At 40.9% G+C, this 12,391-nt stretch carries 14 protein-coding genes; 8 read left to right on the forward strand and 6 right to left on the reverse strand.

The genetic code is table 11. The features are described from left to right. Window positions 1-184: 184 nt before the first annotated feature. A complete protein-coding gene (gene lysS / locus H7U04_RS01855; RefSeq protein ID WP_021147031.1) occupies window positions 185-1,675 on the reverse strand; it encodes a lysine--tRNA ligase in 1,491 nt (496 codons plus the stop codon). A gap of 227 nt (window positions 1,676-1,902) precedes the next feature. On the opposite strand from lysS, the gene H7U04_RS01860 reads away from it, so the two are divergent. From H7U04_RS01860 to H7U04_RS01875, 4 genes are all read left to right on the forward strand, one after another. Beyond that, window positions 1,903-3,216, forward strand: coding sequence for a LysM peptidoglycan-binding domain-containing protein (locus H7U04_RS01860; protein WP_110980989.1), 1,314 nt, complete (start codon window positions 1,903-1,905; stop codon window positions 3,214-3,216). A gap of 13 nt (window positions 3,217-3,229) precedes the next feature. Further along, window positions 3,230-3,709: a hypothetical protein gene (locus H7U04_RS01865; protein WP_002885961.1), complete on the forward strand. Its 480-nt coding sequence runs from the start codon at window positions 3,230-3,232 to the stop codon at window positions 3,707-3,709. A gap of 320 nt (window positions 3,710-4,029) precedes the next feature. Beyond that, complete coding sequence (locus H7U04_RS01870; RefSeq protein WP_037600396.1) at window positions 4,030-4,932, forward strand: HAD family hydrolase; 903 nt, start codon at window positions 4,030-4,032, stop codon at window positions 4,930-4,932. Window positions 4,933-4,989: 57 nt separating this feature from the next. Then, the gene (locus H7U04_RS01875; protein ID WP_201059275.1) at window positions 4,990-5,409 is read left to right on the forward strand and encodes a hypothetical protein; all 420 of its coding nucleotides are present in this window, start codon (window positions 4,990-4,992) and stop codon (window positions 5,407-5,409) included. 99 nt (window positions 5,410-5,508) lie between these two features. Here H7U04_RS01875 and H7U04_RS01880 read toward each other — a convergent pair whose 3' ends face one another. From H7U04_RS01880 to H7U04_RS01895, 4 genes are all read right to left on the reverse strand, one after another. Beyond that, complete coding sequence (locus H7U04_RS01880) at window positions 5,509-6,147, reverse strand: histidine phosphatase family protein (RefSeq protein WP_002890596.1); 639 nt, start codon at window positions 6,145-6,147, stop codon at window positions 5,509-5,511. A gap of 2 nt (window positions 6,148-6,149) precedes the next feature. After that, window positions 6,150-6,623, reverse strand: coding sequence for an aminoacyl-tRNA deacylase (locus H7U04_RS01885; RefSeq protein ID WP_022495771.1), 474 nt, complete (start codon window positions 6,621-6,623; stop codon window positions 6,150-6,152). A gap of 112 nt (window positions 6,624-6,735) precedes the next feature. Further along, window positions 6,736-7,638, reverse strand: a complete 903-nt coding sequence (locus H7U04_RS01890) for a glycoside hydrolase family 25 protein (RefSeq protein ID WP_037597645.1) — start codon at window positions 7,636-7,638, stop codon at window positions 6,736-6,738. Window positions 7,639-7,828: 190 nt separating this feature from the next. Then, window positions 7,829-8,218, reverse strand: a complete 390-nt coding sequence (locus H7U04_RS01895) for a hypothetical protein (protein ID WP_061652211.1) — start codon at window positions 8,216-8,218, stop codon at window positions 7,829-7,831. A 151-nt stretch (window positions 8,219-8,369) separates the two neighbouring features. Here H7U04_RS01895 and H7U04_RS01900 point away from each other — a divergent pair, with 151 nt between their 5' ends. Beyond that, the gene (locus H7U04_RS01900; RefSeq protein WP_110980987.1) at window positions 8,370-9,212 is read left to right on the forward strand and encodes an HAD family hydrolase; all 843 of its coding nucleotides are present in this window, start codon (window positions 8,370-8,372) and stop codon (window positions 9,210-9,212) included. Window positions 9,213-9,249: 37 nt separating this feature from the next. Here H7U04_RS01900 and H7U04_RS01905 read toward each other — a convergent pair whose 3' ends face one another. Continuing rightward, window positions 9,250-9,876, reverse strand: coding sequence for a Pr6Pr family membrane protein (locus H7U04_RS01905; protein ID WP_002890606.1), 627 nt, complete (start codon window positions 9,874-9,876; stop codon window positions 9,250-9,252). A 110-nt stretch (window positions 9,877-9,986) separates the two neighbouring features. Between H7U04_RS01905 and H7U04_RS01910 the strand changes: the two genes are divergently transcribed. The 3 genes from H7U04_RS01910 to H7U04_RS01920 all read left to right on the forward strand — a co-directional run bounded on the left by H7U04_RS01910 (window position 9,987) and on the right by H7U04_RS01920 (window position 12,391). Beyond that, window positions 9,987-11,144: an Mbeg1-like protein gene (locus H7U04_RS01910; RefSeq protein WP_110980986.1), complete on the forward strand. Its 1,158-nt coding sequence runs from the start codon at window positions 9,987-9,989 to the stop codon at window positions 11,142-11,144. Window positions 11,145-11,175: 31 nt separating this feature from the next. Beyond that, window positions 11,176-11,946, forward strand: a complete 771-nt coding sequence (locus tag H7U04_RS01915) for an SDR family NAD(P)-dependent oxidoreductase (RefSeq protein WP_201059277.1) — start codon at window positions 11,176-11,178, stop codon at window positions 11,944-11,946. 115 nt (window positions 11,947-12,061) lie between these two features. After that, entirely contained in the window at window positions 12,062-12,391 is a 330-nt protein-coding gene (locus tag H7U04_RS01920; RefSeq protein ID WP_110980984.1) for a nucleotide pyrophosphohydrolase, read from the forward strand.

The following is a 12,391-nucleotide window of genomic DNA, read 5'->3' on the forward strand; positions in this document are numbered from 1 at the left end:
TTTTTCGAAAATATAAAATGACAGTAGAAAATCTGCTGTCATTTTTGCTTTCTGGGAACTAAAAAACTTCCCTTGGAAAAGACCAAGAGAAGCAGTAAGTTACTATACGATTCTAGAACCCTATAAATAAGACTTGTAAATTTTTTGGTAAGTTAGTTCGTTTCTTATTCAGAAAACACGTCAATTATTTCATCGTTGGGAACAACAAGACATCACGGATTGTTGTTGTGTCAGTAAGAAGCATGCAGAGACGGTCGATACCGATTCCGAGTCCACCTGTTGGCGGCATACCGTATTCGAGGGCTTCAACGTAGTCATAGTCGATACCTGTTGCTTCGTCATCACCGAGTTCTTTAGCAGCAGCTTGTGCTTCGAAACGTGACAATTGATCGATTGGGTCGTTCAATTCGGTGAAGGCATTTCCGTACTCTTTCGTCATGATGAAGAGTTCGAAACGGTCAGTGAAGCGTGGGTCTTCCGGGTTTTTCTTAGCCAATGGAGACACAGCAACTGGGTGACCGTAAACGAATGTTGGTTGAATCAATGTTTCTTCAACAAATTCTTCGAAGAAGGCGTTGATGATGTGACCAACTTCAGTGTAGTGTTTTTCAACTGGAACATTCTTTTCAGCAGCGATAGCTTTGGCTTCATCCAAAGTCATGTCTTGCCAGAAGTCAACGCCAGTGATTTCCTTGATAGCGTCAACCATGTGGATGCGTTTGAATGGTTCGTTGATCTTGATTTCAGTGCCTTGATAATTGATAGGTCCGTCACCTTTAACAGCTTTAGCAGCGTGTTGGATGATACCTTCAGTCAAGTTCATGATATCGTGGAAGTCAGCGTAAGCTTGGTAAACTTCGATAGATGTGAACTCAGGGTTGTGAGTGGCATCCATACCTTCGTTACGGAAGATACGTCCGATTTCGTAAACACGTTCCATACCACCAACAATGAGACGTTTGAGGTGGAGCTCAGTCGCGATACGAAGTACCATGTCGATGTTTTGTGCATTGTGGTGAGTGATGAAAGGCTTAGCAGCAGCACCACCAGCTTCATTGTGAAGAACAGGTGTTTCGACTTCAAGGAAACCTTGAGCATCGAGGTAGCGACGGATTTCAGAAATGATTTTTGAACGTGTGACAAAGCGGTCAAAGCTTTCACGGTTAGAAATCAAATCGAGGTAACGTTTACGGTAGATGGTTTCAACGTCTGAAAGTCCGTGGAATTTCTCAGGCAATGGGCGAAGGGCTTTAGACAAGTGCGTGATATGAGTAGCCTTGATAGAAAGTTCTCCCATATCTGTACGCATAACTTCACCTTCGACGCCGAGGAAGTCACCAAGGTCAGCTTTCTTGAAGATGTCGTAGTTTTCTTCACCGACAGCATCTTTACGTACGTAGATTTGGATTTGACCATCGCGGTCTTGGATGTGTGCGAAGCCAACTTTACCTTTACCACGTTTAGTCATCAAACGACCTGCGATTGTAGCAGTTTCGTTGATTTCGTGCAATTCTTCTTTTGTTTTGTCAGCGTATTTTTCTTTTAATTGACCAGATGTAGCTGTGCGTTCGAATCGCTTACCAAAAGGATCGATTCCTTGTTCAGCCAAGGCCGCCATTTTTTCACGACGGACAATCTGTTGATCGTTTAATTCTTCCATGTGTTGATTTGACATGTTAGTCCTCCATAAAATAGTCGTAATTATTGTATCATAAATCACCTTCTAAAGATAGGACAAATGATTAAATGTCAGATAAATAAAGCTAGGATTTGTCTATTTTTAGGACAAATCGTTAACTAGCATTAATCTTTGATTAGAAAGTTATAGAATTTATTGACAAATATAATAAAAAGGGTGTACAATAGCAAAGTAAGTTTCGTATGATATAAGGAGGAAATACGATGAAAAAGAAAAATTATGTTAGTAAAGCCGTGATGCTTGGCGCTTTACTAGCACCTATTGGGATGCCTACGGTATCTGTGTTAGCAGATAGCTTTTATCAAAATCAAACGAGTGCTCACGCTGCTGATATTACAAACTGGATTGCCAGCACACCTGAACAAATTACAAATAATTTGACAACTCAGAATATCAATCCACAGCAGTTAGATGGTCAACAGTACGTGATTCAATGGGGAGATACCTTGTGGGGAATCTCTCAAGCGACTGGAATTTCTATTGAAAAATTAGCCTACGATAATAATATTCAGAATATTGATCTTATCTTTGCAGGTGATGTCCTCATCTTGAAACGTGATGGTGATGTTCCAGCAGGTTACCATGTGACTGGTAATGGTTACCGTTGTGCACATTCTAAGATTGTTATCAACAACTACTACGGTGATAACAACCGAGTGATTATCAATAATAGCACTTTTGTCTCTGATGACCATTCTAAGAATACAGTGATTTACGCTCCAGATAATTCTGACAATAGCGTTTCATTCTCAAATAATACGACTAATAATAATAACGATAAAGACAAAGATACTAAAGAGTCTAAAGATAGCAAGGACTCATCTTCGTCATCATCAGAATCTAAAGATGCTTCATCAAGTTCAACAAGTGGATCTTCATCATCTTCTTCTGCATCAAGCTCAACAGCAAGCAGTAGTGAAAGTAAGGCAAGCACAGAAAGTTCTAAGGAAAAAGAATTGACTGATGATGCTTTCCAAGACAAGGTTCAAAGTGAATTCGAACAAGTTTACCAACAAAAACGCTCAGGTAGTCCTGCATGGACTTTCTTCTTACATGCAGATGATAAGACTGGTGCAAATGCTACAGCTAAGAAGGACACTGAAAGCAAAGCTCTTTACCTTCAAGGTGAAACGCCTAAGGCTCAAGACATTGTAGATGGACCTAAAGATGGTGCCAAAACTGAAGCCAATGCTAAAGCCCTCGCTGAAAAGATTTACGACACCCTTAGCAACGGAGGTAAGCTGTCAGATCTTATCAAGGCAAAATATGCTCAAATTCAGGTAAGTTATAAGGGTGATAAGTGGGCTTTCAACGTTGATGTTTACAAAGAAAAAGAAAGTTCATCATCAAGCACTGAAAAATCATCAGAATCTAAGGCGTCATCAAGTGATGATTCTCAAACAGAAACACGCATGAGTTCAAGCTCATCAAGCCTTGAACGATTTTCATCAAGTTCTTCAAGCCACACTGAAACAGACTCAGAGGCAACTTTCTCTGACCTAACTGGTGACGAATAGAGAGGGGCAACACATGTCAAAGAGAAATATCATTATTAGTGTTGTTCTTGCTTGTCTCTTGGTTACGGGAGCTGGATTTGGTGCTTTCTATTACTGGGGAACACACCATTTAGATAGTGTTGTACCTGGTAAGGTTTACCAATACTCAAGTACTCTAAACGGTGAGGTTAATAATCGTGTCATGTATGTAGCCTTCCAAGAGGGTGGTAATAAGGCGCTTGTGAGTCAGGATCGTACGACAGTGGTTAATGCTGCTAAGAGCCAGACTGATTTTGACAAGGCCTATAATGACCAAACAGCTAAGTGGGAATACAGTGTGACAAAAACTACTTTGACTCTTGGTAAAAAAGAGGATGATCAATTGTCACAATGGCAGTACAACAAGGTCTTTGCTTATGGCGACCACTTCACATCAAAAGATTTCTATTACCAGATTGCCAAAGGTGGTCAGGGTGAAGTCAAACAAAAAATGACCTTTAAAGAAATTAAATAAGCGTCTAAATATGACAAGATGCATTAGGTTTGGGACAAAATGTTCCAAACCTTTTTCTATCTTCAAAACACGAATAATTTTTTCTTAAGTTGGGTCGAAAATTGAAAAGAAAGGGTAAAAACGGTATAATAAGACTGTTTGGGCAATTGCATCTTAGTAAAAAAAACAGACGAGTAAGATTGCCCTAGACAGTTGACTAAAAGCTTACTTTTGCAAGACTGAAGATTAAATGAGGAGCTGACTCATGTAGTAGTTTAGTTGTTAGTTTCCTAATTTATTTAAGTCTCTGACAAGAGAATGATATAAGAAAGAACGGACAAATGATTACTTCTATTGTTTTTGACGTTGACGATACTATTTATGACCAACAGGCACCTTATCGTATTGCCATGGAAAAATGTTTCCCTGACTTTGATATGAGCCACATGAATCAAGCCTACATTCGTTTCCGCCACTATTCTGATGTTGGTTTTCCACGTGTAATGGCCGGTGAGTGGACAACTGAGTATTTCCGTTTTTGGCGCTGTAAAGAGACCCTTTTGGAGTTTGGCTACCGTGAAATTGATGAAGAAACGGGTAACCATTTCCAAGAGGTTTACGAGCATGAGTTGGAAAATATCACCATGCTTGATGAGATGCGCATGACCCTTGATTTTCTCAAGGAAAAAAATGTTCCTATGGGTATTATTACCAATGGACCAACAGAGCACCAACTTAAGAAGGTCAAGAAGTTGGGACTTTATGATTATGTGGACCCTAAGCGTGTCATCGTCAGTCAGGCGACAGGTTTCCAAAAGCCTGAGAAGGAAATCTTCAACCTCGCAGCTGAGCAATTTGATATGAATCCATCGACGACGCTCTACGTTGGAGATTCTTATGACAATGATGTCATGGGTGCCTTCAATGGTGGCTGGCATTCTATGTGGTTTAACCACCGTGGACGTAGCCTCAAACCAGGTACTAAGCCAGTCTTCGACTTGGAAATCGACAATTTTGAGCAACTCTTTGGAGCGGTAAAAGTCCTTTTCGACCTTCCAAATAATAAATATATCTTTGATATCAATGATAATGAAAATCCAGTCCTTCAACTAGGTATCAATAATGGTCTTATGATGGCGGCTGAACGTCTTCTTGAGAGCAATATGAGTATTGATAAAGTGGTTATCCTTCTTCGTTTGAATGCGAACCAGGAAAAAATCCTTCGTATGAAATATGGAAGATAATAGAGCGGCCTCGTATGGCCGTTTTATTGTCTAGAACGTGAGATAAGGAGTTTGAAAATGGTAGAAATCAACAACTTAAAACATGATATTGAAGCACTAAGTGCTGAACGTGATGCTTTGAGAAAAGAGGTAGAAGCTCTCGAAGCCAAACGTGACGATCTCTTCGAAGGTATTAGAGATGCAGAGCAGATGAAGGGCGTTGCTTGGGATTCCTATTATGCATTAGTAGACCACCTTAATGCTGAAGAAAAGCAAAGAGGGTTTGCTAACAACTATTGGGAACATGTACACAGAACGGTCCAAATAGAAATGGAATTTGTTTTGAGTCGTGGTCTTCGTTTTAAGCGTTTATTGTCTGAAGGACAGTATGATCTTGTCTCACAGGAACTAGACGATTTTGAAAATGAACTAGAGGACTTGGCCCGAGACTTTGGTGTCGAATTAAATCGTTTGCCAGATGAACCGAAGTGGAAATAATGGAAGTGAAGCTCTTAAAGTAATAGATTTAAGGGCTTTTTGACTGCTAAAAAGCGACCCTTGTTAAGGATCGCTTGTCTTATGAAGTCAGTCAATGATTTAGCTAATCTTGTTTTGTTCATCCATATAAGATGTATCATTCCAACATTTGAGAGTGAAGTGCTCGAAATCATTGGTTTCGAGAATAGTGACAGAAGCATTGTCAAGACCGCCTGCCTTACGAAGAAGACCAGGTTCAAAACCAAGGAGTGTACGGATAGAAGCCGTTAAGTTAGCTCCGTGACCGACGATGAGGACATTTTTAGCATCACTATCTTTAAGTGTTTTAACAAATTCGGCCACACGTTTGGTTGTTTGATAGACAGACTCAGCTTGGAAGTCATTAGCACGGAAGTTGGCTAGGTTATGACGGAAAGCATCCATTTCTTTTGGATAGATGGCCTGAACGAGTGCAATTTTTTGCCCTTCGAGTTTACCAAGTTGCCATTCACGCAGAGCTTTAGTGTAGGTAACTTTAGCTTTAGGCTTTTGAGACTCCATGATGAGTTCAGTGGTTTTTTTAGCACGTGGTAGGTCACTTGAGAAAATCAAGTCAAAATGTGTGTCACTGAGATAGTGACCTAACTCACGTACTTGTTCGATAGATTCTTTAAGCAAAGGCGAGTCTCCCTTGGCGCCTTGAAGTCGGCCTTCCAAGTTCCACTCGGTTTTACCGTGACGTACAAAATACAGTTTCATGATTACTCCTTAATATCAGCAAATTCAGCATTAACAAAATCAGCAAGATCTTGACTATTGATACGGATAGAACGCCCAATTTCCCCCGCTGAGACAATAAGGAAGCCAGCTTCTTGGGCAGATTGATCGATATAAATAGGGAAATTATGCTTTTGGCGAATTCCCACTGGGTTGTTAGCTCCGTGAACATAGCCAGTTGTTTTTTGGAGATCCTTTTGTGGAATCATTTGAACCTTCTTGTTCCCTGAAATTTTAGCTAATTTCTTTTCAGACAGGTGTTCGGTGATAGGGACGATGCCGATGACTGGTCCTGTCTTATCTCCCTTAAGGGCGAGGGTTTTATAAATGCTCTCACGCGCCACATCTTCTGGAAGCTCCCCTTCTAAACCATTGAAGGATAAGCTATCATGGTCAATATTAGCTTTATCAAGAATTTGGTCAACCAAGGTCTTCTTGACTTTGCCTTTCTTAGCCATTGTCATATCTCCTTTTAAAGTTATACATTTCTACCATCCATTATAACACATTCATCCGAGCACGCCTAAGCCAATTTGACAAGAAGAAAACCAGTGCCTTAGACACTGGTTTTTACTGACTACTAGATGAACTTGTCGAAGTAGTTTTCTTATTTTTAGTTGGTTTTTGCTTAATCTTACCAAAGAGTTTTTCAAAGGTTTTACGTTTGTTTTTCTCAGGATTGATTTGGTTAAGATCTAGGATATTATCGAAACCAGGCAGGCTTCCTTGTGACGTATACTGGTGAAGGTCATAGTCGATTTCAGTATTTGGTAGAGCCTCATAATAACCAGAATCGGTACCGTAGGCTGGAATCCAAACAGCATCAAAGTTTTTAGTTGAAACTTCTTGCTCAAGCATGAAATAAGCACCAATATAGAGACCAACGTTTTCAGCTCCTAGACGTTTGAGCTCAGCGAGAAAGGCTTGGACACCTTGCTCCATGTTGGACATGGTTTCTTCTTCAACGTCGATCCAGTAATAAGTAGGTTTGTATGGAGAAGCATTTTTGTAGAAAATACGAGCTTCTTCCTTCATCTCTTTAACAGAAGTACCTTGAGCGTAGGAATAGACGGCAACTGGAACGTCACGTTTTTTGAGTTCTTTGATATGTGTTTTAAAAGATTTGTCGACCCCATTCGAACTAGCGGCATTGCTATCCTTACTAATCTGTGATCCACCGAAGACGCGGATAATAGCACCAGAAATATGATTTGACAAGACATCGTAATCGATATCCTGAGGTAGTTGCCACCCCGAAAGGTCGATAATGGGATTGAGTATCAGCTCCTCGTCGGAACTGCTAGATGTACTACTGGTTGTTGTTTTTGGTGTAGTAGCATAAGGAAGAGCAGATTTCACGTTTTGTAGATGCGCCTGCTGTTTGGACGTATTGTGAATATTTGCAATAACTAATGCTAATCCTAAAAGAGCTAGAACCACGTAAACAACGATCGGTTTTATTCTTTTTCTCATTACTCCCATTCTACCTTAAATACTGCAAAAATGCAAAATAGAGTGTTTGTAAATTCTGTGAGAGATATTAAAGTGACTGATGTTCAAAAAGCCTTTGTAGTGCTGACTTAGGCACATTTTATGAATAAGGATGTTTCGAGCTAGTCTTGAATTAAGTGAATTTTTCATTTATTAAAGCAAAAAATTTAGCTTAAAAGTCAGTTTCCTCCTTGAAACTAGCGCCACTAGTGGCATCCGACCAGGCTACAAGAGCTTGAGCAGAGTTATCTAGATAGGTTTTGAGAGGCTGCTTCAAATCATAGATGGTCTCCCAAAATCCCAAGACATTTCCATCTTTGTCTATAGCAGCTTGGTAGGTTTGGATGAGGACTTGATCAAAACTGTCTGTTGGAATCTGATAACTTCTTTCTTTGGTAGGAGAGGCTAGCACTTCAGACATGATCCAATCAGGTAGATTTTCAGACTCACGGGGGAAGAAACTACCGTCAGCGCCACCATTGTCATAGAGAAAGTTTCCTTGGGCATCATAGGCTGCTAATTTATAGGGCAGGTGATTCAGTAGTGTTTTTAAATCATTCATACTTTCATCATAGCTTCTTTCATGCAAAATGGCAATGCATTGGATTGGAGACAATACTATCGTAGGATAGTATCAGTTTGTCCAAGGATAGTAGTATCTCTTGTAGCATTATCAGGGTATAATAAAGTAAAAGAAGACTCGAGGTGAAAACATGTCAAAACTTATTTTTCTAGATGTTGATGGGACCTTGGTGGATTATCATAACCGCATTCCAGAATCAGCAGTAAAGGCTATTCGTCAGGCCCGTGAAAAGGGCCATCTGGTCTATGTTTGTACTGGTCGTAGCAAGGCAGAAATGCAGCCAGAATTATGGGAAATTGGCTTGGATGGGATGATTGGTGGTAATGGCTCTTATGTGGAGCATCATGGACAGGTCCTTATGCATGAGCTGATTTCTAAGGAAGATGCGGCTAAGATTGTGGATTGGTTGACCCAACGTCATCTAGCTTTTTATCTTGAGAGCAATAATGGTCTATTTGCTAGTCCGGATTTTCGGGAGCGGGCACGTGAGACACTTAAGACTTACGCTATTCAAAAGGGGCAGTCAGAAGAGTCTGTCGCTGGTAAGGAACCAGAAGATTTTCTTCATGGCCTTCAGTATGGTGGGGAACTCTACCGTGATGACCTAAACAAGGTCAGTTTCGTTTTAGAATCCTATCAGGACCATCTAGATTCAAAAGAAGCTTTTCCACAGCTTGAAGCCCATACTTGGGGAGGTCGAGGTGAGACAGCCTTGTTTGGTGATCTAGGTGTTAAGGATATTAACAAGGCCCATGCCATCGATGTCCTTTTGGAACATTTGGGGGCTGAGCGTTCAGAGACCATTGCTTTTGGCGATGCCAAGATTGATATCCCTATGTTGGAATACTGTGAGGTTGGGGTTGCCATGGGAAATGGTGGGCCAGAAATCTTGGCTATGGCAGACTTTGTAACAGACGATGTTGAAGCTGATGGCCTCTACAAGGCTTTTGAGAAATTGAGTTTATTGCAATAGAAAAAACTGAGTTCCGTTTGGGAGCTCAGTTTGTATTTTATGCTGGTTTACGACCGATAAATTTTTTCAAGAGGTACAAGAGATAGCCGACAGCGATATATCCGGCACTGATGACTAGGACATTTACCAAGACCTTGTTCCAACCAAATTTATTGACATTGATAAAGAAGTAGGCGAAGGGGCTATCTTTGGCACCTGGGATTGGGAGTTTTAGAACCAAGCCATTTAGAAGGGCGAAGGCAAAGTAAGACAGAGGGACCACTGACCAGTAAATTGGCTCACGGAGACGGTAGGCTTTCTTAGCATCGAAAATGAGGGTATCAAGCACCAATCCCCAAGGGACAATATAGTGAACCAAGAAATTGCGGAGGGTCCAGAATTTCTCAGGTTCTGTAATAGGAGCTAGCAAGATGTGATAGATAACTCCAGTGATGAGGATGGCCATGGTTACGCCACCCTTGTAACGCAAGAGTTTTGTGTTAGTCGTCGCATCCCCTTTTTTGAAGTCATAGATGATAAAGAAAATCAAACTAGAAAAGACGAGGATATTGGACAAAACAGTGTAATAGAGTAGCATGCCCCAACCATCATCATGGATTTGGATAGAGACTCCTACCAGTCCACAAAGAGCTAGTAAAATACGGTAAAATCGTGAAATAGTCATAAGCTTCCTTTTCCTAATAAATAATCTCTCTTATCATATCACATTTTTCACTAACAATTTTTTGAAAATTCTAGTAAAATCAAAGTAAGAAAGACTTCAAGGAGATTACTATGTCTAATCTAATCGATTATCTTGAAAAGGTTAAGGATATGCCTTTTGACCAAGAGCCACTTAATATCTTGGATAAGGTTTGCATCAATGAAATTGGCTACCTGACTTATGAAAAATGCCTCACAGCAAGTGATTTACAGAAAACCATCAATTTACATGACTATGCCGAGGGTAAAGAGCTAAATCCTGAGTATACCTTCATGGTGACTAAGGAACGGGTAGATTTGGCTGAAGCCATGGTCAGGTCGAAACGTTTCGCTGGACTTAATCTAAGTGACTACTGTAGTGTCTTGGACAAGGAAGTCGAAAAGCAGTTTGCAGCCATGATTTTTAGTCTGCCTGAACTGGACTACCAGCAGATTGTTTTTCGTGGGACAGATGATAGCGTCATTGGCTGGAAGGAGGATTTTCAGCTGACCTACAGTCGGGAAATTCCAGCCCATCGCTCAGCTATTGCCTTTCTGTCTGAGCACTTGCCAAAACTCAGTGGCTATATCGCTGTTTCTGGACATTCCAAGGGTGGTAATCTTGCCCTCTATTCGGCTGTTCAAAGCTCGACTGCTCTACGTGAGCAAATAGCAGAGCTTTTGCTCCTAGATTCCCCAGGATTGATGAAGTCCCTCTTAGAGAAGCCTTCTTACCAAGAGTTAAAAGCCAGGATGACAGTTATTAGACCTCAAGATTCTGTTGTGGGGGTTATGCTCTATTGGGACAAGGCCGCAAAGCTTGTAGCAGCAGAAGGCATTGGATTTGCTCAACATAACGCCTTGACTTGGGAGGTTGATTTAGTGGCAAATGATTTTGTTTATGAGGACCAGCCAACAGAGTTGAGTCAACGTTTGGAAGAAACCTTCCAAGAGTGGATTGAGACCTTGCCCAATCAAGAACTCAAGCAAGTTTGCGATTTGGTTTTTGATACCATCCTTGATTCAGGTATTGAAAGCCTCGATGATATTGGCATCCAAGCCTTGCCACAGATAGGTCAGATGCTGCAAGAATTTGGCAATCTCTCGGACAAACAAAAGAAGGTCTTGCAAGACGGTTTCAACCAGTTACTCTGGATATTTTGGAAGTCAGGAAACAAGAAATCTAGCCTGCCCAAGCTTGAACTTCCTGATTTTATCAAGAAGTTGGGTGAATTGACAAATAACGATTAGGGGCAGCTGGACTATAGGAGTGGAGGATATCATGCCTAAAAACGTACTTATTACAGGAGCAACATCAGGAATTGGCGAAGCAACGGCGCGTGCCTTTGCTAAAGAGGGAGAAAATCTCATCCTAACAGGTCGCCGTGTGGAGCGTCTTCAAGCCTTGAAAGAAGAGCTCCAATCGACCTATCCCAATCAAAAAGTTTGGAATTTTGCACTGGATGTTACCGATATGGATATGGTCAAGGATGTTTGCCAAGCCATTCTCAAAGATGTGGGTCAAGTCCATGTTTTAGTCAATAATGCAGGTCTAGCACTAGGTCTAACAGCTTATCAAGACTATGAGGAGTGGGACATTCTGACTATGCTCGACACCAATGTCAAGGGCTTGATGATGGTGACACGTCAGATTTTGCCAAGCATGGTAGCTACCAATGAGGGCCATATCATCAATATGGGCTCTACGGCGGGTATCTATGCCTATGCAGGTGCAGCTGTGTATTCAGCTACAAAAGCCGCAGTGAAAACTTTCAGCGATGGTTTGCGTATTGATACCATTGCCACAGATATCAAGGTGACAACCATTCAGCCCGGTATCGTTGAGACGGATTTTTCTCAAGTTCGCTTTCACGGTGACAAGGACAAGGCAGCCAAGGTTTATCAAGGTTTGGAAGCCCTCCAAGCTCAAGATATTGCGGAGGCAGTCCTCTACGTTACCAAGCAACCACGACGCGTTCAGATTTCAGACATGACCATCATGGCAAACCAACAAGCCACAGGGTTTACGATTCATAGGGGGGGGGATAAATAGAAGATAAAAACACGACCTTCGGGCCGTGTTTTTTTGTTTGAATTTTCCCAAAACTATGAAAGAAACCGTGAAAATGCTATAATGTAAGGGATTACGACAGTATTGAGGTAACAAAATGAAGGAATTAATGAATAGAATCAATCAATTTAGAGATGAACGTGATTGGAGAAAGTTTCATAATGAAAAGGATTTAGCTATCTCTATATCATTGGAAGCAAGTGAACTCCTAGAGTTGTTTCAATGGAAAAAATCAGAAGAAGTAGTTGAAAAGTCACTACAAGAAATCAGAGAAGAGCTTGCGGATGTTTTTATTTATTCTTTTATGATGGCAGATAACTTGAACCTGGATGTAGAAGAAATTATAAAAAGTAAACTTGATTTGAACGAACAGAAATATCCTGTTGAGAAAAGTCGAGGAAGTAATAAAAAGTATAATGAGTTGTAG

Origin of the sequence: Streptococcus sp. 22.1, from assembly GCF_016648645.1 — a bacterium.
GTDB lineage: Bacteria > Bacillota > Bacilli > Lactobacillales > Streptococcaceae > Streptococcus.

Coding starts and splice junctions, on each gene's coding strand:
- H7U04_RS01895 (WP_061652211.1), bottom strand. CDS start 8,218: ATGAATGATTTAAAAACACTACTGAATCACCTGCCCTATAAATTAGCA.
- H7U04_RS01900 (WP_110980987.1), top strand. CDS start 8,370: ATGTCAAAACTTATTTTTCTAGATGTTGATGGGACCTTGGTGGATTAT.
- H7U04_RS01915 (WP_201059277.1), top strand. CDS start 11,176: ATGCCTAAAAACGTACTTATTACAGGAGCAACATCAGGAATTGGCGAA.
- lysS (WP_021147031.1), bottom strand. CDS start 1,675: ATGTCAAATCAACACATGGAAGAATTAAACGATCAACAGATTGTCCGT.
- H7U04_RS01920 (WP_110980984.1), top strand. CDS start 12,062: ATGAAGGAATTAATGAATAGAATCAATCAATTTAGAGATGAACGTGAT.
- H7U04_RS01865 (WP_002885961.1), top strand. CDS start 3,230: ATGTCAAAGAGAAATATCATTATTAGTGTTGTTCTTGCTTGTCTCTTG.
- H7U04_RS01905 (WP_002890606.1), bottom strand. CDS start 9,876: ATGACTATTTCACGATTTTACCGTATTTTACTAGCTCTTTGTGGACTG.
- H7U04_RS01880 (WP_002890596.1), bottom strand. CDS start 6,147: ATGAAACTGTATTTTGTACGTCACGGTAAAACCGAGTGGAACTTGGAA.
- H7U04_RS01870 (WP_037600396.1), top strand. CDS start 4,030: ATGATTACTTCTATTGTTTTTGACGTTGACGATACTATTTATGACCAA.
- H7U04_RS01885 (WP_022495771.1), bottom strand. CDS start 6,623: ATGGCTAAGAAAGGCAAAGTCAAGAAGACCTTGGTTGACCAAATTCTT.
- H7U04_RS01860 (WP_110980989.1), top strand. CDS start 1,903: ATGAAAAAGAAAAATTATGTTAGTAAAGCCGTGATGCTTGGCGCTTTA.
- H7U04_RS01910 (WP_110980986.1), top strand. CDS start 9,987: ATGTCTAATCTAATCGATTATCTTGAAAAGGTTAAGGATATGCCTTTT.
- H7U04_RS01890 (WP_037597645.1), bottom strand. CDS start 7,638: ATGAGAAAAAGAATAAAACCGATCGTTGTTTACGTGGTTCTAGCTCTT.
- H7U04_RS01875 (WP_201059275.1), top strand. CDS start 4,990: ATGGTAGAAATCAACAACTTAAAACATGATATTGAAGCACTAAGTGCT.